This window comes from Pseudomonas sp. NPDC089918 (assembly GCF_050280605.1).
GTDB lineage: Bacteria > Pseudomonadota > Gammaproteobacteria > Pseudomonadales > Pseudomonadaceae > Aquipseudomonas.
This window is the reverse complement of the sequence record NZ_JBNNVP010000007.1, coordinates 118,684-144,299: the sequence shown is the minus strand read 5'-3', so window position 1 is coordinate 144,299 and position 25,616 is coordinate 118,684. Positions and strand designations below refer to the sequence as shown.

18 protein-coding genes are annotated in these 25,616 nt (G+C 56.8%); 8 read left to right on the top strand and 10 right to left on the bottom strand.

Translation table 11 applies throughout. The features are described from left to right. Positions 1 to 125: 125 nt before the first annotated feature. The gene (locus ACQKPC_RS07675) at positions 126 to 1,751 is read left to right on the top strand and encodes a methyl-accepting chemotaxis protein (protein ID WP_427623958.1); all 1,626 of its coding nucleotides are present in this window, start codon (positions 126 to 128) and stop codon (positions 1,749 to 1,751) included. A 40-nt stretch (positions 1,752 to 1,791) separates the two neighbouring features. Continuing rightward, positions 1,792 to 2,979: a pyridoxal phosphate-dependent aminotransferase gene (locus ACQKPC_RS07670; protein ID WP_427623957.1), complete on the top strand. Its 1,188-nt coding sequence runs from the start codon at positions 1,792 to 1,794 to the stop codon at positions 2,977 to 2,979. 129 nt (positions 2,980 to 3,108) lie between these two features. Here the strand turns inward: ACQKPC_RS07670 and ACQKPC_RS07665 are convergent, their stop codons facing one another. Beyond that, positions 3,109 to 4,014, bottom strand: coding sequence for an amino acid ABC transporter substrate-binding protein (locus tag ACQKPC_RS07665; protein WP_427623955.1), 906 nt, complete (start codon positions 4,012 to 4,014; stop codon positions 3,109 to 3,111). Positions 4,015 to 4,062: 48 nt separating this feature from the next. Beyond that, positions 4,063 to 5,403: a putrescine-ornithine antiporter gene (gene potE / locus ACQKPC_RS07660; RefSeq protein WP_427623954.1), complete on the bottom strand. Its 1,341-nt coding sequence runs from the start codon at positions 5,401 to 5,403 to the stop codon at positions 4,063 to 4,065. A 302-nt stretch (positions 5,404 to 5,705) separates the two neighbouring features. On the opposite strand from potE, the gene ACQKPC_RS07655 reads away from it, so the two are divergent. Then, positions 5,706 to 6,071: a histone-like nucleoid-structuring protein, MvaT/MvaU family gene (locus ACQKPC_RS07655; protein WP_427623953.1), complete on the top strand. Its 366-nt coding sequence runs from the start codon at positions 5,706 to 5,708 to the stop codon at positions 6,069 to 6,071. 127 nt (positions 6,072 to 6,198) lie between these two features. On the opposite strand, the gene ACQKPC_RS07650 is transcribed toward ACQKPC_RS07655, so the two are convergent. Together ACQKPC_RS07650 and ACQKPC_RS07645 are read right to left on the bottom strand one after the other, a co-directional pair. Then, a complete protein-coding gene (locus ACQKPC_RS07650; protein ID WP_427623952.1) occupies positions 6,199 to 7,725 on the bottom strand; it encodes an amino acid racemase in 1,527 nt (508 codons plus the stop codon). Between the two features lie 10 nt (positions 7,726 to 7,735). Then, on the bottom strand, positions 7,736 to 9,025 hold the full coding sequence (locus ACQKPC_RS07645; RefSeq protein ID WP_427624009.1) for a dicarboxylate/amino acid:cation symporter: 1,290 nt from the start codon (positions 9,023 to 9,025) through the stop codon (positions 7,736 to 7,738). Positions 9,026 to 9,254: 229 nt separating this feature from the next. On the opposite strand from ACQKPC_RS07645, the gene ACQKPC_RS07640 reads away from it, so the two are divergent. Then, the gene (locus ACQKPC_RS07640) at positions 9,255 to 10,184 is read left to right on the top strand and encodes a LysR substrate-binding domain-containing protein (RefSeq protein ID WP_427623951.1); all 930 of its coding nucleotides are present in this window, start codon (positions 9,255 to 9,257) and stop codon (positions 10,182 to 10,184) included. Positions 10,185 to 10,226: 42 nt separating this feature from the next. Here the strand turns inward: ACQKPC_RS07640 and ACQKPC_RS07635 are convergent, their stop codons facing one another. Together ACQKPC_RS07635 and ACQKPC_RS07630 are read right to left on the bottom strand one after the other, a co-directional pair. Further along, positions 10,227 to 11,426, bottom strand: coding sequence for an MFS transporter (locus tag ACQKPC_RS07635; protein ID WP_427623950.1), 1,200 nt, complete (start codon positions 11,424 to 11,426; stop codon positions 10,227 to 10,229). 86 nt (positions 11,427 to 11,512) lie between these two features. Further along, positions 11,513 to 12,472, bottom strand: coding sequence for an alpha/beta hydrolase (locus ACQKPC_RS07630; RefSeq protein WP_427623949.1), 960 nt, complete (start codon positions 12,470 to 12,472; stop codon positions 11,513 to 11,515). Positions 12,473 to 12,803: 331 nt separating this feature from the next. Between ACQKPC_RS07630 and ACQKPC_RS07625 the strand changes: the two genes are divergently transcribed. Further along, the gene (locus ACQKPC_RS07625) at positions 12,804 to 13,721 is read left to right on the top strand and encodes an AraC family transcriptional regulator N-terminal domain-containing protein (protein ID WP_427623948.1); all 918 of its coding nucleotides are present in this window, start codon (positions 12,804 to 12,806) and stop codon (positions 13,719 to 13,721) included. Between the two features lie 143 nt (positions 13,722 to 13,864). Next, positions 13,865 to 14,389 (top strand): cupin domain-containing protein, encoded by a 525-nt coding sequence (locus ACQKPC_RS07620; protein ID WP_427623947.1) that lies wholly within the window; start codon positions 13,865 to 13,867, stop codon positions 14,387 to 14,389. 301 nt (positions 14,390 to 14,690) lie between these two features. Here ACQKPC_RS07620 and ACQKPC_RS07615 read toward each other — a convergent pair whose 3' ends face one another. The 4 genes from ACQKPC_RS07615 to ACQKPC_RS07600 form a co-directional block, all read right to left on the bottom strand. Next, positions 14,691 to 15,347 carry a dTMP kinase gene (locus ACQKPC_RS07615; protein WP_427623946.1) on the bottom strand — a complete coding sequence of 219 codons (657 nt, stop codon included), beginning with the start codon at positions 15,345 to 15,347 and terminating at the stop codon, positions 14,691 to 14,693. A 264-nt stretch (positions 15,348 to 15,611) separates the two neighbouring features. Then, a complete protein-coding gene (gene salA, locus ACQKPC_RS07610; protein WP_427623944.1) occupies positions 15,612 to 16,895 on the bottom strand; it encodes a salicylate 1-monooxygenase in 1,284 nt (427 codons plus the stop codon). A 234-nt stretch (positions 16,896 to 17,129) separates the two neighbouring features. Then, positions 17,130 to 17,708, bottom strand: a complete 579-nt coding sequence (gfa, locus tag ACQKPC_RS07605; protein WP_427623942.1) for an S-(hydroxymethyl)glutathione synthase — start codon at positions 17,706 to 17,708, stop codon at positions 17,130 to 17,132. A 115-nt stretch (positions 17,709 to 17,823) separates the two neighbouring features. After that, positions 17,824 to 19,164, bottom strand: coding sequence for an MFS transporter (locus tag ACQKPC_RS07600; protein ID WP_427623941.1), 1,341 nt, complete (start codon positions 19,162 to 19,164; stop codon positions 17,824 to 17,826). A 337-nt stretch (positions 19,165 to 19,501) separates the two neighbouring features. On the opposite strand from ACQKPC_RS07600, the gene ACQKPC_RS07595 reads away from it, so the two are divergent. Together ACQKPC_RS07595 and ACQKPC_RS07590 are read left to right on the top strand one after the other, a co-directional pair. Then, on the top strand, positions 19,502 to 20,404 hold the full coding sequence (locus ACQKPC_RS07595) for a LysR family transcriptional regulator (protein WP_427623940.1): 903 nt from the start codon (positions 19,502 to 19,504) through the stop codon (positions 20,402 to 20,404). A gap of 347 nt (positions 20,405 to 20,751) precedes the next feature. Then, positions 20,752 to 25,584 carry a M10 family metallopeptidase C-terminal domain-containing protein gene (locus tag ACQKPC_RS07590; RefSeq protein WP_427623939.1) on the top strand — a complete coding sequence of 1,611 codons (4,833 nt, stop codon included), beginning with the start codon at positions 20,752 to 20,754 and terminating at the stop codon, positions 25,582 to 25,584. Positions 25,585 to 25,616: the final 32 nt, after the last annotated feature.

The following is a 25,616-nucleotide window of genomic DNA, read 5'->3' as shown; positions in this document are numbered from 1 at the left end:
AGCTAACAGGCGCACACAAACTTATTACAACAGTGGCGCCAAACTGAAAGGTGCGTGCGCCATTGCCCACCCGAACAGTGATCCCCCGCAAGGATGCTCGCCGCCTCAATTACCGAGATCATCCTATGTCACTGCGTAATCTGAAAATCGCGCCTCGAGCTTTCCTGGGTTTCGCCTTCATTGCCTTGCTGGTGATCGTGCTGGGTGTGTTTGCCGTGAACCGCATGTCGATCATCCGCCAGGCCTCAATCGACATGGAAGCCACGCAGTTACCCAGCATCGGGTTTCTGGGTAATGTGACGGAAAACGTCCTGCGGCTGCGGATTCTCTCGTTCCGCGTACTGGTCAACCGTGATCCGGCCGCATTGCAGGAAGCCCAGACCCGCATCGGTGTGCTCGTCGACAAGGTGCGCAGCGCCCAAGCCAGCTATGCCGCCTTGCCGGCCGGCCCTGAAGAAGCCGCGCTGTACAAAACCTTCGCGACAACCCTCGACAACTACATGCAGGCCCAGAGCCAAATGCTGGACCTGTCGCGGCAGAACAAACTGGAGGAGATGCGCGCCCTGATCAATACCCGGATCAAGGAAGGCACCGATCAGATGGGCGAGCAACTGAACAAACTGGTGGCGCTCAACGCCGCCGATGCCAAAGTCGCGTCGGCCAAGGCGGGCGAGCATTACAACGAAGCCTTTATCGGCATTGTGACGGTGGCGGTGATGGCTTCGTTGCTGACCGTGCTGCTGGCCTGGCTGTTGACCCGCAGCATCCTCACACCGCTGAACCGTGCGGTGCTTGCGGCCGAAACCATTGCTGGCGGCAACCTGAGCAAGGTCATCGAAGTCGACGGCAACGACGAACCGGCGCGTTTGCTTGGCGCCTTGTCCGCCATGCAGATCAACCTGCGCAAAACCATCGAACAGATCGCCGGCTCCGCGACGCAACTGGGCGCCGCCGCGGAAGAACTCAGCACCGTGACGCAAGAAGCGTCCCGTGGCCTGCAACAGCAAAACAACGAAATCGAACAGGCCGCCACCGCCGTCAACGAAATGACTGCCGCCGTGGAAGAAGTGGCGCGCAACGCGGTGTCGACCTCCGAAGCCTCGAACCAGTCGACCCAGGCGGCCCGCGAAGGTCGTGACCGGGTGGTGGAAACCGTCGACGCGATCCAGACCATGACCCACGACGTGCAAAACACCGCGTTGATGATCGAGGGCCTGGCGACTCAGGGCCGGGACATTGGCAAAGTGCTGGACGTGATTCGTGCCATTGCCGAACAGACCAACCTGCTGGCCCTCAACGCCGCGATTGAAGCGGCCCGTGCCGGGGAAGCCGGGCGTGGCTTTGCGGTGGTGGCGGACGAGGTCCGGGCATTGGCACATCGCACCGCGCAGTCGACCCAGGAAATCGAGAAGATGGTCGCCGGCATCCAGAACGGCACTGGTGAAGCAGTCTCGTCGATGCAGCAAAGCAATCAGCGCACCCAAAGCACTCTGGAAATGGCTCGTGCGGCGGGTATCGCCCTGGAGCAGATCACCCAATCGATTCAACTGATCAACGAACGCAACCTGGTGATCGCCAGCGCCTCGGAAGAACAGGCTCAGGTGTCCCGTGAAGTCGACCGCAATCTGGTGAACATTCGCGACCTGGCTACCCAGTCTGCCGCCGGTGCCAACCAGACCAGCGCCGCCACCCACGAACTGTCGCGATTGGCGGTTGATTTGAATGCTATGGTGGCGCGTTTCGTGATTTGAGATAGGGTTGAAACTGGAACTCGCGCGTTAGGAGAAGTACATGCGCTATTCAGCCTTGACCCAACGAATCGATGGTGACGGAGCCGCAGCCTGGAAGATTCATGATCGAGCGCTGGAATTGCGCGAGCAGGGCGTCGACGTGTTGCTGCTTTCCATTGGCGACCCGGATTTCGACACGCCGCTGCCGATCATTCACGCCGCCATCGATAGCCTGTTGGCGGGTGACACCCATTACTCGGATGTACGCGGCACCCGCGCGCTGCGCAGTAGCATCGCCAGCCGTCATCAGCGGCGCAGCGGTCAATTGGTGGATGCCGACCATGTGATCGTACTGCCTGGCGCGCAGTGCGCGGTGTATTCGGTTGCCCAATGCCTGCTCGACCCTGGCGATGAAGTGATCGTCGCCGAACCGATGTATGTGACCTATGAAGGAGTGTTTGGTGCCTGCGGAGCCAGCGTGGTGCCGGTGGCGGTGCGTCCGGAAAATGGCTTTCGGGTTGAACCGGCGGATGTCGCGGCGCTGATCACCTCAAAAACCCGCGTCATTTTGCTCAACAGCCCGAATAACCCCTCCGGTGCCAGTCTGTCGTTGCAGAGTTGGCAAGCGTTGGCAGCGTTGTGTGTGCGGCATGACCTTTGGCTGATCAGCGACGAGGTCTACAGCGACCTGTTGTTTGAGGGCGAGCACATCAGCCCGGCCAGTCTGCCGGGCATGGCCGAGCGCACCGCGACGATCAACAGTCTGTCCAAATCCCATGCCATGACCGGCTGGCGGGTGGGCTGGATGATCGGCCCGAAACCGTTGGCTGAACATTTGATGCATCTGTCGCTGTGCATGCTGTTCGGCCTTCCGGATTTCGTCCAGAACGCCGCGCAAGTGGCGCTCGATAAAGATTTGCCGGAAGTGGCGCTGATGCGTGAGGAATATCGCCAGCGTCGCGATCTGGTGTGCGCAAGGCTGAGCGGTTGCCCGGGTATCCGGCCGATCAAACCGGATGGCGGGATGTTCGTGATGGTCGATGTGCGCCAGACCGGGCTCGGTGCGCAAGATTTTGCCGAGCGTTTGCTGGAAGGGTACGGCGTGTCGGTGCTGGCGGGCGAAGCCTTCGGGCCGAGCGCGGCGGGGCATATTCGCATTGGCCTGGTGGTGGATCAGGCGAGGCTGGCGGATGCGTGTCAGCGGATTGCATCGTGTGCGGCGCAGTTGCTGCAGGTGCGACGGGCCTGAAGGATGTGTGTTGAGTTTGATGGCCTTTTCGCGGGCAAGCCTCGCTCCTACAGGGGATTTTGTGGCGTTCACAAAACTCCGCGGGAGCGGGCTTGCCCGCGATGGCTGTTGTACTTTTCAGGATTGCCTCTACGGTATCGCATAGACCTTGAACAGCTTTTTGTCCGTGTCGGTAATGCCTTCCAGATAGGTGTCGTATGCCTGCTCGATCTCGCCCGATCGATACATTTCACTCAGCGCGGTGTCGACCAGCAAACGGAAATCTTCATCGTCTCGATCCACCGCCATTGCAGTCGGCGAGTACTCGAAAATTCGATCCAGCAGCACCAGATTCCCTGCGGAATAGTGATTGGCGAGGAGATTCTTCAACATCATGCGCTCGGCGAAGAAGGCATCGGCTTTGCCTTCGGCAACCAGTTTGAGGCCCGCTTCAGTGTTCTCGACCGTGACCAGGGTAGCCACCACCCCGAGTAATCGCATCTGTTGACGGATCCATGCCTCGGTGACGCCACCTGCGGTGGCGGCATAGGTTTGGTTGGCCAGCCCATGATTGATGGTCGCACGCCAGGTCGGTCCGGTATGGGCTACTTTGCCATTAAGTACATTGAGCAACGCCTCAGGCGCTTCCTGGCGCACCACTGCCGAGAGGCCGGCCGTGTAGATCGGAACCGAGAAGCTCACACGCTTGCGTCGCTCCAATGTGGGGGGCGTCGGCGTACAGAGGATGTCGATCTCGCCCGAGCTCACGGCATTCATCTCGTCGTTGATGGAGACGGGGCGGTAACGTACCTGCAACGCGGGCAAACCCAGCTCGGTCTTGATTTTGTCGGCGACCTTCAGACAAAGCTCGATCGCATAACCGCTGGCTTTGTCGCCTGCCTGGACGGTAAAGGGTGCGAAGTCCGGCAGGTAACCGAGGGTGAAGGTATTACTTGCCCGTACGCGTTCAAGGGTATTGGCACCAGCCATCACCGGCACCATTGTGAACAGGCAGACGAACAGCAAGTTAGTGGCTTTGGTCAGTTGTACGCTCATATTCTTGGCGCCCCACATTCGGATGTCTGTGCTGTCCTGAAGATACAGCTAAGGATTGCCGGCCCTGGTCTGAACGGTTGGAGACACATCGACAAAACGCTTGGAGAGGAAGCCATAGAGCAAGTAGCCGAATGCAAGGACAATGAGGCCACCGAATACGGCATCTTTGCCGCAGGCATAAAGGGCGTACAACGAATAGGCCACGGCGATCAGTAAAAGCGTCGTGTTGCGGGTGTAGACCCCTGTACTGACTTTGGCTTTGTACATCATGACCAGCAGGCCGGTGGCGGCTGTCACGTATGGGATCAGGTTGGTCACTGCTGCCAGGCTGACGAGCTTTCCGAACTGGGCGCTGGCATTGGGCGAGATGGTCGACAGCGCCATCAAGGTCTGAAAGACGCCGCAGACGAGCATGCCGACTATGGGCGCATCCTGTGCGCTGACCTTGCTGAACAATTTCGGAAACATGCCTCTGTCAGCGGTCATCTTGGCCGTTTGCGCCAGGGTGAACTGCCAGCCCAGCAGCGAACCAACACAGGCCATCACCGCCAGCGCCATGACGATGTTGCCGACCGTGGGGGTGAACATATGTGCATAGACGAGCGCGAAGGGCGCCGAAGAGTTGGCCAGTTCGGCATTGGGTACGATGCCCTGGATGACCGTAGTCGACAGCACATACACCACTGCCGCACCCAGCGTGCCGAACAGGCAGGCCAACGGTACGGTGCGCTTGGGATCTTCCACTGCATCGGAGGCCTGTGCCGCCGACTCCATGCCGAGGAAAGCCCACAGGGTAAGGGGAATAGCCTTACTGATAGCGTCGGAGATCGGCAGGTTGTTCGGATTCCAGGCGGCAATCAGCACATCGGGCTTGAACCAGAACCAACCGATGATGCTCAAGCCTGCCACCGGGATGATCACCCCCCACACGGTAATCGCGCCGATCTTGCCGGTGATACCGGGGCCACCGAAGTTGGCCACGGTGGTCAACCAGAGCAGGCCAACCGTACCGATGAACAGAGGAATGGCGCCACTGCCCAGCCAGGGCACGAACGATGTCATGTAACCCACCGCGGAGATGGCGACGGCCACGTTGGCGATGCCCAGCGAGAGAAAGTACAGATACGAACAGAGGAAAAAGCCTGATTTGGCGTGCGCCTCTTCGGTGTAGGCAGACAACCCGCCTGAGCGCAGGCAGTAAATACCGCACTGGGAAAAGCAGTAAGCGATGGCCATCGAACCGACGGCAGTGACGATCCATGACAGCAACGAAACGGCCCCGAGTTGGGCCATGCTCGTCGGCAACATGATGATGCCCGACCCCATCATGTTCACCGTCACCAGAGTGGTGAGCCCCATGAGGCTCATTTTCTTGCTTGAGTCGGCCATCGGGAACTCCTTGATCTGCTCAACACATTGACCATAGCCCTGATTGCCATGTTCAACGTCGGGAAATAGCCCATCGAACAGATTTATCGCCAGTTAGTCTCATCGAAGATGGCTTTTGGGGTTCTGAACAGCAAAAAGAAATGGCCGACAGGGTATGACTCCAAAGCAGGAGACTTGAGACAACAAGCTGACTTCGTTTGTTGTTCAAGCATCTGATTTAGATCAGTCAACGGTCATTGTAGGGGGACTTTTCTTTAGCTGGATTTGTCACATGTACATACAAAACACATATGAGGTTTTACATGTCCAAGCTCGCAGAGTTCCGTCAACTGGAAAAACATCTGGCTAAACAGCTCCAGGCGCTCGAAGCACTGAAAGGTGATGCAGGCCTTCAAAAGGAAATTGATTTCGAAAAGAAGCTGCGTGATTTGCTAGCCAAATACGGCTATAGCCTGAAAGACGTGATCAATCTTCTTGAGCCACAAACGGGTCGTCGCGCATCAGTAACCGCGCCGAAATCCGGCACCCGCAAGCCGCGCCAGGTGAAGATCTACAAAAACCCAAACACTGGCGAAGTCGTCGAGACCAAGGGCGGCAACCAGAAGATACTGAGGGAGTGGAAAGCCAAATTCGGCTCTGCCACTGTCGAGTCCTGGCGGACCAAGTGAGTTTGGTTTGAGTACAAAAAAGGCCTGAGGAGGGCAATGCCAGTCAGTTAAGCGAGTAAACCACTTTTCGTAGGAGCCAGCGGTGCGGCGATCCGACTTGCCGCACCGCTGGCTCCTACATGTCCGATCATTGCCCGAGAAGGGCCTTTCTGTAGCTGACACGGGCTAGTGCCTGAGGCTTGACCGTATTTTCACGGGCAAGCTCAATACACTTCAATGCCAAAATAGTTGTCGGGTCGATCAACGCCACCGTATGTTTTTTTATCTTGTAAGCTTCGCTATGTTCGAGCACCAGAGGCAACTCTGTACAACCCAAGATGAGCACATCAGCGCCCAGTTCACATAAGTGCTCAGCAGCGGTTAGAAGCTGGTCTTTGCATATGCCGTCAGTGAAACCCGCTTTAACACCATGGTCTCCATAAATCGACTTCATGACCAACACTTGGTAATCCACGCCTGGGGTGATGACGTGAAGTCCTGCTCGCCGGGCAGCCTCGTGATAGACCTGACTCTTGATTGTGCCGGACGTCGCTAGCAGCCCTACGGTTTTGCCTGCACCGTATCGCTGAGCGATAGCCTCAACCGTCTCCGTCAACATATTCACTATGGGTACACGCAGGTGCGCCTGGATGCGTTCGACGAAGGCGTGAGCTGTATTGCACGGAATCGCAATGGCATTGGCGCCGGCGCTTTCAAGACGCTTGCATGTTGCATACATCGCCATTGTCGGGTCGGTGTCGTCATACAGCAGGTTGGCTGTGCGATCAGGAATCTGGGGGTTTTGTTCGACCACCATTTTAATGTGCTCTTGATCTCGGCCTGCCGGGGTATGCGCAACTACCTTACCCATGAAGTCGACTGTTGCCGCCGGCCCAACTCCGCCAACTATCCCTAATTTAAACGGCGGACGTGTCAACTGGCCGCTTTGCGACGTCGCGAAACCGGCATAAATCTCGTTGATATCCAGAGCTGTGATGCCTCGCCGTTGCAGATCACCACAGATCAATGAGAACTCAGTCATACCCGGCAATATGATTGTGGCTCCCTGATCCTGAAGCGAAAGGCACGCCTTATAAACACACTCAAGCGGCACCCCGTCTAGGTACCCGTCTTTGATGCCGTTAACGCCATACATCGCGTCCATCAACCCGGACTGCTCGTTATCATCTGGATACACGAGCTTGAAGTCATTGCCGAAATATCGCTCAAACAGCCCGGAGTGCCGAACATAGTCGGATGCGATGATTCCCAACGTACTGCCGCGTTCAGCGATGTGATCAATATGCTTGCGCAACGCAGCCACCATATCCAGGACGGGTATGCCTATTTCATCCTGAATTTCCTCTCGAAAGGTGTGACTGGCAAAGCAAGGTAGTAAAACGGCATTTACTTCGCTTGCCTCGAATGTCTGACAAACCTGAAAAACGTAGAACTTCCTGGAGGTCATGTTCGCGCCCCGGTCCAGGGGCATCAGGACGTCTTTGAAAGGGTGTTGCTCAAACAGGAAGTGATAGCGACCTTGATCTTCCAAAACAGCTCTGGACTTCACCAATTTGTAGAAAAGATCGCCGCCGGCCAGTGAGCCAAGTCCGCCGACGATACCTAGTTTGCGAGCAAACGATGACCCGCTGGACGGCTTCGATTTACCTTTCATGTTCAGGTTCTCAGGCGGTGGCTGCAGTATGAATCGGGAGCGGAGATTTCGTGCCGGGCGCTTCTTCAACTTCTTCATGTGGTTCTGATTTGGCAACCACAGCCGTTGCGATGCTATTGCCAACCACGTTGGTGGCAGTCCTGGCCATATCAAGGAATTGGTCAATGCCAAGGATTAGCAAAATACCGGCTTCGGGAAGATTGAACATGGGTAACGTAGCCGCCACCACAACCACCGAGGCTCGGGCTACACCCGCCATTCCCTTGCTGGTGATCATCAGCGTCAGCAAGATGAGCAGTTGCTGTGTGAAGCTCAAGTCGACGTTGTAGGCCTGAGCAATGAACATGATGGCGAACGCTTGATACATCATCGAACCATCAAGGTTGAATGAGTACCCCAATGGAAGAACGAAACTCGATACGCGCTTGGGTGCACCAAACTTCTCCAGTGCCTCCATGGTTTTCGGGTAAGCGGATTCGCTGCTGGCAGTGGAAAATGCGAGGAGGATGGGTTCGCGAATGAGCTTGCCCAAGGTAAACACTGAACGACCCAGGAACAGGTAGCCGGCAGCGAACAACACGCACCACAGCATCACAATACCCAAGTAGAACTCGGCAATCAGTTTTCCGTAATCGACTATCAAGCCAAGGCCTTGAGTGGTGATCGCCGATGCGATTGCTGCGAAAACCCCAATGGGCGCGAAGGCCATGACGAAGTCCGTGACCTTGAACATCACCTTGGCCAGCTCTTCGATGCTATCGACAATCGTCGTGTAACCAGCTCGTTTCACACCCGCCAAGGCAAACCCGAAGAACAACGAGAACACCACGATTTGCAGGATTTCGTTGTTGGTCATTGCTTCAGCAATGCTGCGGGGAAACACGTGACTGATGAATACCTTGAGGCTGAAATCCCCGGTGTTGACCACCGCAGGGCTTGCCGCATGCTGGACGACCTCCATGTTCAGTCCCGCACCGGGCTGGAACAGGTTGACCAGGCCCATGCCGATTGCCAGCGAGATCACCGAAGCGGTTACGAACCAGACCATGGCTCTTAGGCCAATACGCCCAACGGAGCGGGAGTTTCCCATGCTGGCAATGCCACCGACCAAGGTAGCGAATACCAGCGGCGCGATGATCATCTTGATCATGCGTAAAAAGATGTCGGTGACCATAGAGAAGTAAGAGGCGATCTCTTTGGCGCTTTGTTCGCTCCCTGCGAAATGGTGGCACGCCCAACCGACAAGCACGCCCAAGGCGATGCCAATTGCGATCCGACGCGGAAGTTTATTTTTCTTCACGGAGCTTTCCTCAAGTGGTTTTTTTGCTTTTTTTACTTGGCAGGAGACAAGTGTCATTGGGTCGAAGCTCTATGGCATCGCTTCAACGTTTTCGATTCTAGGGGCGGGATTGAAAGGTCGTGATGAGTAATCTCGCTAGCCTCATGCGCTTTTGGAATAGTTTTCGAAACTGCTGCTTTGTCCTGACTGAGGCGCAGTACACTGCGCATTCGGGGCATGAGGTGCCGGTATGCAAATCAAATGGTTGGATGATCTTTTAGCGATTTCCGAGTGGAAGAACTTTTCTCGGGCTGCGGAGGTTCGCTGCGTGACCCAGTCGGCTCTGTCGCGTCGCATACGGTCACTTGAGGAATGGGTAGGCGCGGAGTTGGTAGATCGCGGTACTTATCCCGTTCAGCTCACGCCTGCGGGGCGAAGTTTTTGTGAAGAGGGCCGCGAGGCATTGGCGGGGTTATTGAGACTGCGCTCGGCCCTGCGCGAGGTTGAGCGAATGCCTGGGCGATCTATCCAGGTGACTGCTGGCCACAGCCTTTCAATGACATTTCTACCTAAATGGCTAACCCAATTTCAGCAGCACAATGAGCAGTTCAACGCCCGAGTCGTTGCCGCGAACATTCATGATGCCGTCATAGCCTTGGAGGAGGGGAGTTGCGATCTGATGATCGTCTACCACCATCCCTTGGCACCCATTCTTCTAGACCCGGAAAAATTCGGTTGCCTGACGTTGGGGCATGACGCCTTTATTCCGTTGTGTGCCCCTGACAAGAAGGGGCAACCGCTGTATCGCTTGCCCGGCACCTCAGCTAAAGCTGTGCCTCACCTCGCTTATACGGCCACAACTTTTCTAGGGCGCGTTGCCGACATAGTCATCAAAAATGGTCCAAGTGTGAGTGTGCTGGAACGGTGCTATGAGGCAGACATGGCGATGCTTTTGATGCGAATGGCGATAGAGGGGTATGGCGTGGCATGGTTGCCACAAAGCGCTGTCATTGACGAGCTTCAGCGAGGTCAGTTGGTAAAAGCGGGTGGTGATGAATGGAGTACGCGACTGGAGATACGCTCCTACTGCTCCATCACCAACGAGAACCCTACGATGCGCAGTCTATGGAAAACCCTCGAAGGAGCTTCCCGCGATCTCCATGGCAAAACAGCTCAATAGTGATTTTGGGTTTACGACCGCGCGGGTTTGGCTTTACCGGCATCAAGCGATGCTCGTCGCGGCAAGAGGCTCCCGCGATGCTGCGCGTGCAGCCAGGAAGGCAAGAACGGCCGCCACGCCCAGCACAGTGGCGCTCAATTCGAAGGTCGCTCGATAGCCGCTCAAGTCAAAGACCAGCCCGCCAATGGTTGCACCAGACGTGATTGCCAGTTGGATGATCGCCACCATTAAGCCGCCTCCAGCTTCAGCAGCATCTGGCAACGTTCTCGCCAGCCATGTCCACCATCCCACGGGCGCAGCAGTCGCAACCAGTCCCCAGAGGCCAAGCAAAACAGTCGTGATGGCCGCCGAGCTACCGAATGAAACAAGCGCCAGTGCAATCACTGCCATCAAGATCGGGATGACGATGAGGGTTCGATGCAGACCATTTTTCAAGAACGCTTCAATCAGGAAGGTTCCTGCGAGGCCCGCAATACCCAGGACGAGCAACATCAACGACAGCATGGAAACACTGACGTGGGTGACCGTTTCAAGAAACGGGCGCAAATAGGTAAACAGCATGAACTGGCCCATGAAAAACACGCTGACCGCCACCATGCCTAATGCGACCGGCGTGCGTTTCATCAACTTGAAGACGTTGCCAGTGCCTGAACCGCTTTGCGATTTCATCGGTGGAAGGCTTAACAACAGCCATACACAAGCGACTATCGCGACGGGGATGACGCACAAGAATGCACCGCGCCAGCCAATCAGGGCACCGAGAAAACTGCCCAGTGGCGCTGCAATAACCGTCGCCAAAGCATTGCCGCCGTTGACGGTTGCCATTGCGCGAGTGATCTGGTCATCAGGCACCAGGCGCATGGCGGTTGCCGCCGACAATGACCAGAAGCCACCAATCGCAACACCGATCAGCGCGCGGCCGATCATGAACACCCAGTAGTTCGGGGCGAACGCGACTACTGTTCCAGAAAGAATCATAAGCAGTGTCAGTGAAAGGAGCAGCGGTTTGCGGTCAATCCGCGCAGCCACCGATGCGATCAGAAGGCTGGTGAACAAGGCAAACAGCCCCGAAACGGAGATTCCCTGGCCGGCTTGTCCCTCGGTGACGTGTAGATCTGCGGCAATCGGTGTCAGGAGGCTCACGGGCATGAACTCCGATGCCACCAGCACGAAGGCGGCGAGCGACATGGCGAATACGGCGCCCCATGATTTATGGGGCACAGGGAGGAGGTGATCAGTCATTGGTTGAATCCTGTATTGCGCGAAGCGTCGTAGCCCCGAGGACGAGGCTACGAGAGAAGTGATGCCCGGCCAGGGCACCGATCAGATTACTTCAGGGTGCTTTTGAAGAACGTGGTCAACTTGGCGAATGGAATGAGGTTGACCCGGTCGTAAAGATCCACGTGTCCGGCATCTGGAATAATGAGCAACTCTTTAGGCTCGGCGGCCCGCTTGTAGGCGTCCTCACTGAACTCGCGTGAGTGTGCCTGGGCGCCGGCAATAAACAGCAGCGGGCGAGGGGAGATAGTCTCGATGTCATTGAACGGATAGAAGTTCATGAACTTCACGTTGCTGGTCAGCGTCGGCATGGTGGTTGTCTGCGGCGATGCGCCGGCCGGAGTGACTTCGCCTCGGTGGGTGCGATAAAAATCGTAGAACTCGTCACCCACGGCATTGCCGGTCAGTTTGAGCGGCGTGCCGCCGGTGTAGCGGATATCGCCACCCTGGAATTCGGCATAGCGCTGCTCGGTGGCGTCGCGAATGATCTGCTGGCGTTGTTCCGCAGTCACTGCGTGTTTGAGACCGTTACGGTTGGCCGCACCCATGTCGTACATGCTGACGGTGGCGATGGCCTTCATACGCGGATCAATCTTGGCCGCACTGATAGCGAAGCTGCCACTGCCGCAGATGCCGAGGACGCCAATTCGCTCAGGATCGACAATTGGGTGAGTGCCGAGAAAGTCCACGGCGGCACTGAAGTCTTCTGCGTAAATATCGGGCGAGACGGCTTGGCGAGGCACGCCCTCGCTCTCACCCCAGAAGGACAAATCCAGGGACAGGGTGACAAATCCTTGTTCGGCCATTTTGGTGGCGTACAAGTTCGCACTCTGCTCTTTCACCGCCCCCATTGGATGGCCGACGATGATGGCGGCGTTCCTGGATTTGGGGGCGAGGTCTTTCGGGGTGAACAGGTTGCCCGCCACCTTCATACCGTATTGATTCTTGAAGGTGACCTTTTCAACGGTCACTTTCTCGCTTTTGTAGAAGTTGTCCGCGCCGTTTGACATATCGGCTCCCATTGAAGAAAAAGAGGTGATGAGAAGCCCCAAGGCAAGAAAAATTCCTTTCACCGGATAGTCCTTTCGATTGAGTTGTAGTTTGCTGGAGTGCTTTGACCCAGTGCTTAATCAGCCAACATGGCGTTGTCGATCACGAAGCAATACTTGACGTCATGGGAGATTCCTCAATGGGTGTGTCGGATGAACATTCTCCGGTTCTGCCCATACTCCCTGTAGTGCATATCGCTGGATTACTTGCCTGATTCTATGAGTCTCTGTTTTTTTGCAGGACGGTCGTGAACTGGCGAGTTAGAGTTCAGCGAAGAGGTACTAGACGAACATGACGATCAAACACGGCACCGCACCGCAACAGACATCGCCGCAAGAAACGCTTGCGCAGATCATCGGCGCGCAGATCCCGAAACCAGGTGATTACGGAACGCCCATTACGGGCCTCGGCTTCTTCAGGCGCGAACATCCATCGCCGCCCGTCGTCTGCATGGTCGAGCCAAGCATCATCCTCGTTGCCCGGGGTGAGAAACAGCTCTGGGTAGGCGGCGAAGGCTATCCGTATGACACGTCGCGATTTCTGATCACCTCATTGGACTTGCCTGCCAATTCGGAGGTGCTGGCAGCAAGCCCGGAACAGCCATGCCTGGGACTCACTTTGAAGCTCGATCTGCGCATGCTGGCTGAGCTGATAGCACAAAGTGACCTACCACCGACCCGTGATCGATCAGTTGCGAAGGGGGTAGGAATTGGTTCAGTGACCCCTGCAATGCTGGCGTCATTCGAGCGCTTATTGGCACTGCTCGATGAGCCGGAGTCCATTCCTGTTCTGGCCCCCTTGATTCAACGCGAGATTCACTACCGTCTCTTGCAAAGTGATCAGGCGAGCCGGCTACGACAAATCACTTCTGTCGATGGCCAGGGTTATCGAATCGCCAAAGCCATCGATTGGCTGAAGTTGAATTACACCTCGGCCCTTCGTGTCGACGAACTTGCCGCCCGGGTACAGATGAGTACGCCTACCTTTCACCACCACTTCCGTCAACTCACCACAATGAGCCCCTTGCAGTACCAGAAATGGCTGCGACTGAACGAGGCGAGGCGATTGATGCTCAATGAACACCAGGACGTATCCAGTGCGGCTTACAAGGTTGGATATGAAAGCCCGTCCCAGTTCAGCCGCGAATACAGCCGTCTGTTTGGCGTACCTCCCAAGCGGGATATTGCGGTGTTGCGAGGGCAGGGGTAGCTATAGAGTCAAGCTGACGAATTGCGTTTGCTCACGCTTTTAAACGCTATCGAGATAAAACGACTAAACAACCATTTAGCATAGTTATAATCTATCGAATAGATATTAGTAATAGCTACAGTGTTTTAAGGAGGGCAATCCACATGACCAACAGTGAGCTCAACATTCAAATTCCCAGCGCTGAAGCAGTCATCGCCGCATTGGCTCTGGAGCCTCACATGGAAGGCGGTTTCTACCGAAGAACCTTTCAATCTGATCACCACGCTATGGTCGAGGTCAATGGAGGTCAACGTCACTTGATGACTTCAATTTATTACCTGCTGACCAAGGATTCGCCTATAGGTCATTTTCACTTGAATCAATCGGACATCGTTCATTACTACCATTTGGGAAACCCGATTCAGTACAGCCTGATTTTTCCAGACGGCACGTTGAATATTGTGGTGATGGGCAGCGACGTTATCGCCGGGCAATGTCTGCAGCTGCATGTACCTGGTGGCGTCTGGAAAGCTTCGCAGCTGATGAATGGTTTGGCGGAATACGGTTTGATCAGTGAAGCGGTTTCACCAGGATTTGATTTTGCAGATATGGAGATGGGCAATCGGCAGAAGCTCAGAGAACAGTTTCCCGAGCATTCAGAGCTGATTGGAAAGCTGACGCAAGGATGAAGGGCTTGGATGAATTGAGGGCTTCAAAATCTGCGTGCAACCGGGCTAATCCTGAAACATCATGTTACGTGTAATGTATATTATGTTAAATTATGTGTCAGGACGGAACTTCTACCAAAGGTTCTTTCAAGCTACCAATCCCCGATCCGTGTCTGAGCCAACTCAATACCCCGGCTCCAGCAATCGACGCTCGAACCGTCTGATCATGTAGGAAGCTTCGGCTCAGAGTTCTGATGACAGGCACCCAGATCAAAGCATCAGCCGGCTACCGCTGCGGCGACAAATCACCCCTTCGATCCTGCTAACGATCTATACCTACGGCTATCTCAACCGCATCAAGACCGGGGCAGCGAAGGACTCTATAGATCTCAGAAATCACCTGCATCGTTGCGTCTTCGATCGTTCCTTCGTTACGGCATAAAACCCAGCCGTGATCTGCAATCGCTCGCTCGAACGCCTTGGTACAAGCGATATGTTCTTCCAGCTTATGGATCACAGTACTGCTCAGCCCACGCCGTCGTGCCGCGGCCCTCGCCCATGAAATTTCAGGGGCGGTGACAACCCCGACATGCAGGTCTGGCACTCGAACGTTTCGATCAATGTTCAACTGTAGAATCTCTGCAAACGGGACTATCTGGCGAAACGCGGCTTCAGACGGGTACCAGCGATCGATCAAGATGATGCTGCCTGGTGGCTGTTTAGCCAGCACGTGCCGGGAAATCCAGGTACGGCTATCAGCAAAGCGCTCACAAACCTCCAACTCCAAATCCCGGGTGGGATTTCTGACGAGTTTGTTCACGAGGGCCATTGTTTCACCCCTATAGGGATCGCTTTTTTTCTCGCAAAGTCGGATCACCTTTTTGTTGTCTGCCCTCAGTACTTTCGTAACGGCCTCCAACAGTGTGGTTTTGCCGGCTCCCTTGGGCCCATCTAGAGAAACAAACAGCGGACGATTCATTCTTCACATAACGATTGATGTACGGTTTCTTTTGCCCTGTTCGTTCGCTGGAACCGCTTGGCGCGACTATGCGAATCGACTGGAGGGGCCTTATGAACAGACATTGATGAACACTCTAACCGTCGCTCTCAGCTTTCGACAGGCGATGCGCCGAAATTGTGGAAGTTTCTGTACAAATCCGAGTCTCTGAGCGGTGGGAACGATTAAAGTCGCTTATCCAGCCGGCGCATTCTTGTCCCACCCCGTGCATACCCGGGCAAATCACTAAGCCAGTACTTTCCAGCCCAGTTGCTCACGAGCCTCTTGCAGGTCGGATTGCAGATCGTGATCCCACAGCCAGTCGAAACGCTCTGCCAGGGTTTTGCCCAGCAGCTGCTCGTTATCGGCTACCGCCGGATCACGCAGTTCATAGAGCTCGCCGGCTTCCCAGGAGGTGCGTTGCACACGACAGGCGCGTGGACGACGGATCGCGTCATAGACCTCGAGCACCGCTTGCGGCCGGCTCGCCAGAACCTGTGGGTCTGCCAGCAGTCGGGCCAAAAGCCAGGCATCTTCCAACCCCTGCCCTGCGCCAGCGCCCTGGTGCGGCAACATGGCGTGTGCCGCATCGCCGATCAGACCTACGCGGCCGTGCACGTAGCCCGGCAGTTCTTCGAGTTCGTGCAGAGCCCAAAGGGTCGGCGCTGGAATGCACTCGAGCAGCACCCGTGCGGCATCGCCCCAGTCGGCGAAGGCGGCAAGCATTTCTTGCTGGCTGGCATTACGAACCCATGGCGAATCGCTCGGCCAGGATGGGTCAGGCTGACTGCGATCGGAAATGAACGCCACGACGTTGATCAGCCGGCCTTGTTTAACCGGGAATGTGAGGATGTGTGCGTCGAGCCCCAGATACATCTGCGGGACGTCGACCAAGTGTTCATCTACACCTCGAGTACGGTAGGCAGCGCGCAACTGTTCGCTGTCGATCATCCCGCGGTAAGCACAAGTACCGCTGAAGCGCGGCGTAGCCAAGGGCTGTCCGAGGCCTTGAAGAACATGATCACGAATCGAAGACTTGATACCGTCCGCAGCGATCAACAGGTCACAGCGGTGCTCGCTGCCATCGGTGAACAATACGCGGGCCTGTTCGGCATCCTGCTGCACGCTCACCGCGCGCTTGCCGAATTGGGCGATTCCCTCTGGTAACTGGCTGGCCAACGCGTCGAGAAAATCCGCACGATGCACTGAAGACTGCCCTACCCCTTCAGCCAGGCTTGCGCCGAGGTAACCGGCATCCTCGCCGCGGCGCCATTCGAACCAGATATCCTGCCAGGGATCAAGCGTGCGGTCGGCGATCTGCCGGTAGGGTTCGGCAATACCCAGGCCGGCGATGGCACGAACGGCGTTGGCGCCGAAGGAAACACCTGCACCGACCTCGCCAAAGGCGGGGGCCGATTCGAACAACTGCACGCTGAGATGGGAGTGGCGGCACAGATCCAGTGCCAACGCCACACCGGCGATACCACCGCCGACAATACCGATGTGCAAAGTAGATTGAGAGGTTTGCATAGCAAGGTACCCATGAGGCTGATTGTTATTGGAGTACCTGAATCATCGCCATCTGAGCGCTATTGATAAATACCGTAACTCTCATACTCAACATTACGAATGTGAATATTGTTCACCGGAAAAATGCTGCTTAAGCGCAACGCCCTTCACCTGGAACGAATCCAGGTGAAGGGCGTTGCACTCATGGTTCAGCCAAGGTGGATCGTGCCGAATAATACATTCGGCAAAATGGGTTTAACGGGATGCGAGAACACCATTCAACTTCGCCACTTGCGTAGCCAATGCGTCCATCAGATCTGGCGACAAGCAGTCATAAGGTTCCAAACCGAGCGCGCGCAGTTTTTCGCGAATGTCCTTCATGTCCTCCGGCGGAGTACCGGTTTCGATGAGCGACGAAACGAAGGCTGCAAAGCCCGGTGCAGCCCACCCTTTTTGCGGAGAAAGCTCGGTATGCACGAAGTCCAGGCCATAGAATGCATGGTCTTTATTTTCGATGCGGCCGTACATATGCGCATGGCACTCTTTGCAAGCATGTCGTTGAATAGTGGCGCGCTCGTCAACAATGGCCAGCTTCTCAGCGTTCGCGATGACGCTGACTTTATCGCGAGGAACAACAGCAACGACCGCGAATTTCGCACCGGCGGGTTTCCAGCACTTGCTGCAGCCACAGGCATGATTGTGCAGAGTCTGAGCGTCAATCCTGATTTCAACCTTATCGGTCGGACACAGGCATTGCAGGGTACCGCCAGAGAAATTTGCAGCGCTTGGCGCTATGCCGTTATCCAGTGAAGGATGAAGCTTCAAATTGCTCACGATAAACCTCCAGTATCAGGGAGTATTCGAACTGGATCTGGAGCCTGAGCTCCAGGGCGCGGATCAGTATTTGATAGTGCCTTCATGCATCAGATCGAAGGCCTCATTAATACGTTCAAGTAGTATGGTATGAGTGACGAAGGGAGCCAGATCGATTTCGCGCGTTCTGGATCAGAAAGACCAGAATGGCTATTGCCCCTACCAGCCCCGGTATAGCGAAGATGAGAAAACTCGCCTGCAGCGGCAACGATGAGGCATGCAGTGCGCCGCCCAGCAGAGGACCAATGATGGCACCGGTGCGCCCTACCCCCATCGCCCAACCGAGGCCTGTAGCCCGGATCTGCGGCGGGTAATATTGCACGGTGCAAGCGTTGGCCAGGATCTGTGTGCCAATGGTGCACGCCCCGGCAACGGCGATGAGCAAATAGAGCACAGGTAATGGGGCCTTGAGTGCTAGCAGGCTCAGGGCCAAAGCCCCACAACTGAAGAAGACGAACAAGACCTTGGCGATACCTATTCGATCACCCAGCCACCCGCCGGCCACCGCGCCGATAATCGCACCAAGGTTCAGCGCCACCAGAAACGCCAGGCTCGAGTTCAAGCCATACCCTGCGGCACTCATGAGTTTTGGCAACCAGGAGCTCAATGCATAGACCATCAGCAGGCAACAGAAAAACGCCAGCCACAGCATGAAGGTGCTCAACTTGCGCCCCTCTTGGAACAACTGCGCAATCGACGCGTTTGTGCCTTTAGCGACTGTGTGATTCAGCTGATCGGTTGCGCTGGGCTCATAACTCGGTACGGCCTGCGTCAGTAATATCCGGGCCTTGGTCGTCTGCCCCGTTCGTAGAAGGAAATCCATCGACTCGGGCAACTGCCGTATCAAGAATGGCAACGCCAACAGTGGGATCAAGGCCACATAGAACACCGCTTGCCATCCCCACTGAGGAATCAACACCATGCCCAAACCCGCAGACAGCATCCCTCCTAGCGAGTAGCCACTGAACATGAGGGCGACCAAGGTGCTGCGGGATTTCCTGGGTGCGTACTCGTTCATCAACGCGACAACGTTCGGCATGACCCCGCCAATCCCCAGACCGGCAACAAACCGGCACAACGCAAAAGCCTCTGGGCTCTGCGCCAAGCCGTTGATCGCGGTGACACCACTGAAAAGAGTTACGCACATCATGATGGTTTTACGTCTGCCTATCCGGTCCGACAATGATCCGAAAAACAGCGCGCCCAACATCATTCCCACCAGCGCACAACTACCCAGCGCTCCCGCCTGTAATGAGCTCAGCCCCCACTCGGCCATCAGTGAGGGCAACACGACCCCATAGATGACCAGGTCATAGCCGTCGAAGATGATGATGAGTGCGCACCAGAACAGCACGCGCGCATGGAAGGCGTTGAAACGTGCCCCGTCAATCAGGGCTGATACATCGATCGTACGCATGGCATCGCTCTTTTTGTCATTGTTATAAAGCCGGAAGTTCAGATGCCTCCGGGAGTTGCGCAGTGCCCAACTCGCTGACCGACGTGCTTGAGGATTGGGCATTGAAGCGATCATGGCCAAGGCATCAACCGTGATAAATGCAGTGATCCGCATACCTATTATTTCGAACGTGAATAAAGATCGGACACGAGCAAAAGCCAAGCGACCCTTACAATGGACGCGACGGTTTAGCACTTGATAGGCTTGTGATTCTTGCAGCGGCCATTTCAGAGCGGTGCAGACCCAACAACGGGCAACGGTTTATTGCTCTGGTATGAGCCAATCTGCATGAGGCGTTATGGAATTACGTGAGCTGGATCTCAATCTGCTTTTGGTGTTCAACCAACTGCTCATAGACCGCAGGGTTTCGACTGCGGCGGATAATCTTGAGCTGACCCAGCCCGCGGTCAGCAACGCGCTAAAGCGGTTGCGTAGCGCCTTGAACGACGAACTTTTCGTACGCACCTACCAGGGAATGGAACCCACACCTTACGCCCGGCAGCTGGCTGAGCCGATTGCGCAAGCCATTCAAACATTGCGCGATGCACTTGGCCGACAGGACACGTTTGACCCGCTTAATAGCAATCGAAGATTCACCATGGCCATGACGGATATTGGTGAAATCTACTTCATGCCGCGGCTGATGGATGCGCTGGCTGAACGCGCTCCGGGTTGCTCGATCAGTACGCTGCGCAACAACACCGATACCCTGGCCGAAGGGCTGCAGAACGGTGCGATCGACCTGGCCGTCGGGTTACTTCCTCACCTTCAAGCCGGTTTTTTCAAGCAGCGCTTGTTCCACCATCGCTACGTCTGCATGTGCCGCAAAGGCCATCCTGCCACCCGGGAGCCGTTGACGCTTGAGCGTTTTTGCAGCTATGACCACGTTCGTGTTGTAGCGGCGAACACAGGACACGGCGAAGTTGATACGTTCCTCGCACGGGCTGGCATCGAGCGAAATATCCGTTTGGAGGTTCCGCATTTCGTCGCGATAGGCCACATACTTCAACGTACGGACTTGCTGGCAACTGTGCCTGAACGATTCGCCACCAGTTGCGAACAACCCTTCGGACTCGCCGTTCTACCGCCGCCCCTGGAGTTGCCGAAAATCGAGATCAATCTGTTCTGGCATACCCGATACAACAAGGATCCGGCCAATCGCTGGTTACGCCAGCTCATGTTTGAGCTGTTCTCCGATTGAATATCAGGGTCGACCCGCAGGGACCGAGTTCCAGGTTTGATTTGATTGAATGAAGAAGCCGCCTTCCTGAAGGCGGTTTTTTTTCGACGAGCCTAAACGAACCTGAAAAATCGCCTTCGCGAGCCCGCTCCCACAGGGCATCACTCGCCACCTAAGCAAACGTCAACAGAACGTTACTTTTCCGAAACGCCTCAAAAAACCTCGCAACCGTTAATCAGTTAGTCCGGTTTTTTGACGCTCCCCCGATGCGCGGTAACAACTTTTGCCCTCCGCTGGGTCATAACACGGTAGCTGTCGATGGAATATTGGCATCTTTCGAGGTTTTCGCCTGATACGGAGATAAGCTCATGATTTTCAATGTACAAAATTTTGGCGCCAAAGGAGATGGCATCACTGACGACACGGCGGCGATACAAAGTGCAATTGATGCGGCGGCCGCTGCAGGCGGGGGGCAGGTGTACATGCCGTCCGGAACTTACATCGTTTCGGGAGGTGAGGAACCCTCCGACGGTTGCCTGATGCTCAAGAGCAACGTCTACCTGTACGGCGACGGCATGGGAGCAACCACCGTCAAGGTGGCTGACGGCTCCGACACCAAGATCACAGGGGTCATCCGCTCCGCCTATGGCGAGGAAACCCATGACTTCGGCGTCAGCAACCTCACCATCGACGGCAACCGTGACAGCACCACGGGCAAGATCGACGGTTGGTTCAACGGTTACATTCCTGGCGAAGCAGGCTACGACTCCAACGTTACCCTCGACAGCGTCGAGATCAAGGATTGCTCCGGGTACGGTTTCGACCCCCACGAGCAGACCGTCAACATGGTCATCAAGAACAGCGTGTCCCACGGCAACGGCCTGGACGGCTTCGTGGCTGACTTCCTCAGCAACAGCACCTTCGAAAACAACATCGCCTACGACAACGACCGCCACGGTTTCAACATCGTCACCAGCACCCACGATTTCACACTCACCAATAACGTCGCCTACGACAACGGCGGCAATGGCATCGTGATCCAGCGCGGCAGCGAGGACATCCCCTCCCCCAGCAACATCACCATCACCGGTGGCGAGGTGTACGGCAACGGCGCCGAAGGGGTGCTGATCAAAATGTCCAGCGAGGTGACGGTCAGCGGCGTCGACATTCACGACAACACCAGCGCCGGGATACGCATCTACGGCAGTAACCACGTCGAGATCATCAACAACACGCTCAACAACAACTCCCTGGGCAGCCCCGTACCGGAGATCATCATCCAGTCCTACAACGACACCCTGGGCGTATCCGGCAAGTACTTCAACGGCAGCGATAACACGATCCAGGGCAACATCATCACCGGCAGCAACCTGTCGACCTACGGCGTCGCAGAGCGCAATGAAGACGGCACTGATCGCAACGCCATCATCGGCAACACCATCAGCCACACCAGCAACGGTGCCACGCTGATCTATGGCGACGGCAGCTACGTCAGCGCCACGGTGCCGATAACCACCGTGCAAGGCACGGCTGGCAACGACACCCTGCTGGGCAGTGCCGCCAGCGAGATTTTCTACGGCGTTGCCGGCAACGACACCATCAATGGCGGGGCCGGTGGCGACATTCTGGTGGGTGGTGCAGGTATCGACAAACTCACCGGCGGTACGGGCGCCGATACGTTCCGTTTCGTCGCTCAGTCCGACAGTTACCGCAACGCAACCGCAAGCTTCGATGACATCATCACCGACTTCGACGTCAGCCAGGACAAGATCGACCTCGCCGGCCTCGGTTTCACCGGCCTGGGCAATGGCCGTGGCGGCACCCTGCAGGTCAGCTACAGCGCCAGCAGCGACCGCACCTACATCAAGGACTACGATGCCGACGCCAGCGGCAATCGCTTCGAGTTGATCCTTTCGGGTAACCTGACCAGCACCCTGACGGCCAATAACTTCATCTTTAATCGGGTGATCACCGGCACCAGCGGCAGCGACTCGCTGCTGGGTAGCGATTCGGCCGACACCCTCCTCGGCCTTGCAGGTAATGACAACCTCAGTGGCGGCGCGGGCGACGACAAGCTCGACGGCGGTGCCGGTATGGACACCCTCACCGGTGGCGCCGGGGCGGACATCTTTGTGTTCTCCAATCGCCTGGACAGTTACCGCAACTACAACACTGGCGGCGCCAACCTTGGCGACCTGATCACCGACTTCGATACAACCGCCGACAAAATCGACCTCTCGGCCATGGGTTTCACCGGCCTGGGGGATGGCAAGAACAACACCGTGTACGTGGTGCTCAACAGTGCCGGCACCAAGACTTACATCAAGTCCCTGACCGCCGACGCCAATGGCAACCGCTTCGAAGTGGCACTGGACGGCAACTACGTCAACACGCTGACCAGCGCCAATTTCGTCTTTGCCACTTCGCCAACGGTCAACCATGCGCCGGTGGTGGCAACGGCGTTGCTGGATCAGAACGCGACCGAAAACACCTCGTTCAGCTACTCGGTGCCGGCCACCAGTTTTACCGATCCGGATAACGACAGCCTCAGCTACACCGCGACCCTGGCCGATGGCAGCGCCCTGCCCGCGTGGCTGGGCTTCAATGCCACCAACCTGACCTTCACCGGCACGCCGACCGGCACCGCGTCCGGCAATTACAACGTGCTGGTCAAAGCCACGGACCCGGCCGGTGCATCGGTCAGCGATAGCTTCGCCTTGGTCGTGGCCGATGCGCCCGCCAACACCATCACCGGCACCAACAACGCTGAAACCCTCAACGGCACGGCGGGCGCAGACCTGATCCTCGGCCTCGGTGGCAACGACACAATCAAGGCCGGCACCGGCGCGGACATCGTCGATGGCGGCGCCGGACGCGATTCGCTGTACGGCGGCGACGGTGCCGACACCTTCCGCTACACCAACGCACTCGACAGCTACCGCGACTACGACACTGGCGGTGTCACGGCCACCGACACGATTTATGACTTCACCGCGGGCGTCGACAAGATCGATGTTTCGGGCGCTGGCTTTGAAGGCCTCGGCGATGGCCGCAATGGTACGTTGTACATGACCCTCAACGCGGCCGGCGACAAGACCTACATCAAGTCCGCCGAAGCGGATGCTGATGGCAATCGTTTTGAAATCGCCCTCAACGGCAACTACCTCAACACCCTGACCGCCAGCGACTTCGTGTTCGGCGAGAGCACCCAGCAGGACATCCTCTACCTGCCCACCCTCGGCCAATCCAATGCGCGCCTGCTGCGCATGACGGAGGACGACAATCAGTCCGGCACCTCGATGCTGGTCAACGACCTGGACCGCTATACCCCCTATGACGTGCGCAGCCAATTCACCGATGCCAATGGTAACGGCATCGACATCGCGGTGGGCGGCAGCACGGTTACAGGCTTGTCGACTCTCAGCGCCGAGGAACTCAAGTTGTGCTGGTGGCTGACCGACACCAACCAACCCGGGGCTGCGCTGTTGCGCGCCGTGACGCTGCTGCGCGACCAGCTCACCGAACTGCAATCGATCGATAACGTCACCATGGGCATCGTTTGGGGCCAGGGCGAGGAAGCCGCCCAGGAGATCGCTCGCGCCACGGACAAAGCAGCGGCAACAGCGGCCTACAAGGCCGCGACCCTGAAGGTGTTTGATTACCTGCATGCCCAGTTCGGCAACTTCAGCGTGTACTTGATGGAAACCGGTCACTACGAACAGGACGCGGCGCGTGCCCGTGGTTATTCGGAAGAGAAAATCGCCTCCATCGTCGAGGGGGTTGGCTATGTCCGCGCCGTCCAGGAAGCCATCGCCGCCGAGCGCGCCGACGTCAAGCTGGCGGTGGACTACACCGACCTGCCCTTGCGCCACGAAGTCGATCCGCAGGCGTATCCCGACGACGTCTGGCACCTGCACGAGGAGTCCGCGGAGATCGTCGGCCAGCGCCTGGCCGACTACATTGCCAATGACCTTGGCTTCCAGGGCAACCCCAACGACAACAATAGCGTGCAGGACATTTTCGACAACGCTCAGAACATGATTTCCGGTACCCAACAGGCGGATACCCTGGTGGGCAGTTCGGGCAACGACACACTGGATGGCAAACTGGGCGCCGACACCATGACCGGTGGCGATGGCAACGACATCTATGTGGTCGATAACGCGTCCGACCGCGTGGTGGAAACCAATACCTCGACCTCACAGATCGATACGGTGCAGGCCTCGGTCAGCTGGACCCTGGGTGCTAACCTCGAGAACCTGGTGCTCACCGGTGTGTCGGCCATCAACGGCACCGGCAATGAGCGGCACAACTTCATCACCGGCAATGCCGCCAATAACGTGCTCAATGGTGCCGCAGGGGACGACAGCATGAGCGGCGGCGATGGCAACGACACCTACTATGTCGACAACGCCGACGACACCGTGATCGAGATCAACAGCAATGCAGCGCCGGGAGGGGTCGACAGTGTGCACAGCAGCCTGGCGGCCTACACCCTCAGCAACAACGTCGAGCATCTGTATATCGATAGCGCTGGAGCCGCCAATGGCACGGGCAACGCGCTGGACAACACACTGTTCGCCGGAGCCGGGAACAACGTGCTGGATGGGCGCGATGGCAATGACACGGTGTCTTTTGAACGCGCCTTGTCCGGCGTTACCGTAAACCTCTCGACGTCAGCGCAACAAAACACCGTGAGTTCCGGGCTCGACACCTTGAAATTCGTTGAAAACCTGACGGGAAGCGCCTACGCCGACAGTCTGTCGGGCAACAGCGCCGCGAACGTTCTGAACGGGGGCGCGGGCAACGATACGCTGGTGGGCGGTTCGGGCAATGACCGGCTGATCGGCGGTGCAGGCACCGACAACCTCACCGCTGGCACTGGCGCGGATACCTACGCGTTTGGTGCGCTGTCGGACATGGGCATCGGGGCTTTGCGCGATGTGATCAACGGATTCAAGAGCACCGAGGGCGATCTTCTGGATTTCACCGGCCTGGACGCCAACCCGCTGACCACCGCTGTCGACGCCTTCACCTTCGTCGGCAGCAACGCCTTTGACCCTGCCGACGCCACCGGCCAACTGCGCTTTGCCGATGGCATTCTTTCCGGCAGTGTCGATGCCGACGCCATCCCGGAGTTCGAAATCCAGCTGGTGGGTGTCCAGGAGCTGCACGCCAGCGATTTCACAGCCTTGGGTTAGGCTCACATCCCCGGGAGCGGGGCTTGCCCGCT

Bases quoted from the DNA above. Each gene is read 5' to 3' on its own strand.
- ACQKPC_RS07675 (WP_427623958.1), top strand. From the start codon at position 126: ATGTCACTGCGTAATCTGAAAATCGCGCCTCGAGCTTTCCTGGGTTTC.
- ACQKPC_RS07670 (WP_427623957.1), top strand. From the start codon at position 1,792: ATGCGCTATTCAGCCTTGACCCAACGAATCGATGGTGACGGAGCCGCA.
- ACQKPC_RS07665 (WP_427623955.1), bottom strand. From the start codon at position 4,014: ATGAGCGTACAACTGACCAAAGCCACTAACTTGCTGTTCGTCTGCCTG.
- potE (WP_427623954.1), bottom strand. From the start codon at position 5,403: ATGGCCGACTCAAGCAAGAAAATGAGCCTCATGGGGCTCACCACTCTG.
- ACQKPC_RS07655 (WP_427623953.1), top strand. From the start codon at position 5,706: ATGTCCAAGCTCGCAGAGTTCCGTCAACTGGAAAAACATCTGGCTAAA.
- ACQKPC_RS07650 (WP_427623952.1), bottom strand. From the start codon at position 7,725: ATGAAAGGTAAATCGAAGCCGTCCAGCGGGTCATCGTTTGCTCGCAAA.
- ACQKPC_RS07640 (WP_427623951.1), top strand. From the start codon at position 9,255: ATGCAAATCAAATGGTTGGATGATCTTTTAGCGATTTCCGAGTGGAAG.
- ACQKPC_RS07635 (WP_427623950.1), bottom strand. From the start codon at position 11,426: ATGACTGATCACCTCCTCCCTGTGCCCCATAAATCATGGGGCGCCGTA.
- ACQKPC_RS07630 (WP_427623949.1), bottom strand. From the start codon at position 12,472: ATGTCAAACGGCGCGGACAACTTCTACAAAAGCGAGAAAGTGACCGTT.
- ACQKPC_RS07625 (WP_427623948.1), top strand. From the start codon at position 12,804: ATGACGATCAAACACGGCACCGCACCGCAACAGACATCGCCGCAAGAA.
- ACQKPC_RS07620 (WP_427623947.1), top strand. From the start codon at position 13,865: ATGACCAACAGTGAGCTCAACATTCAAATTCCCAGCGCTGAAGCAGTC.
- ACQKPC_RS07615 (WP_427623946.1), bottom strand. From the start codon at position 15,347: ATGAATCGTCCGCTGTTTGTTTCTCTAGATGGGCCCAAGGGAGCCGGC.
- salA (WP_427623944.1), bottom strand. From the start codon at position 16,895: ATGCAAACCTCTCAATCTACTTTGCACATCGGTATTGTCGGCGGTGGT.
- ACQKPC_RS07600 (WP_427623941.1), bottom strand. From the start codon at position 19,164: ATGCGTACGATCGATGTATCAGCCCTGATTGACGGGGCACGTTTCAAC.
- ACQKPC_RS07595 (WP_427623940.1), top strand. From the start codon at position 19,502: ATGGAATTACGTGAGCTGGATCTCAATCTGCTTTTGGTGTTCAACCAA.
- ACQKPC_RS07590 (WP_427623939.1), top strand. From the start codon at position 20,752: ATGATTTTCAATGTACAAAATTTTGGCGCCAAAGGAGATGGCATCACT.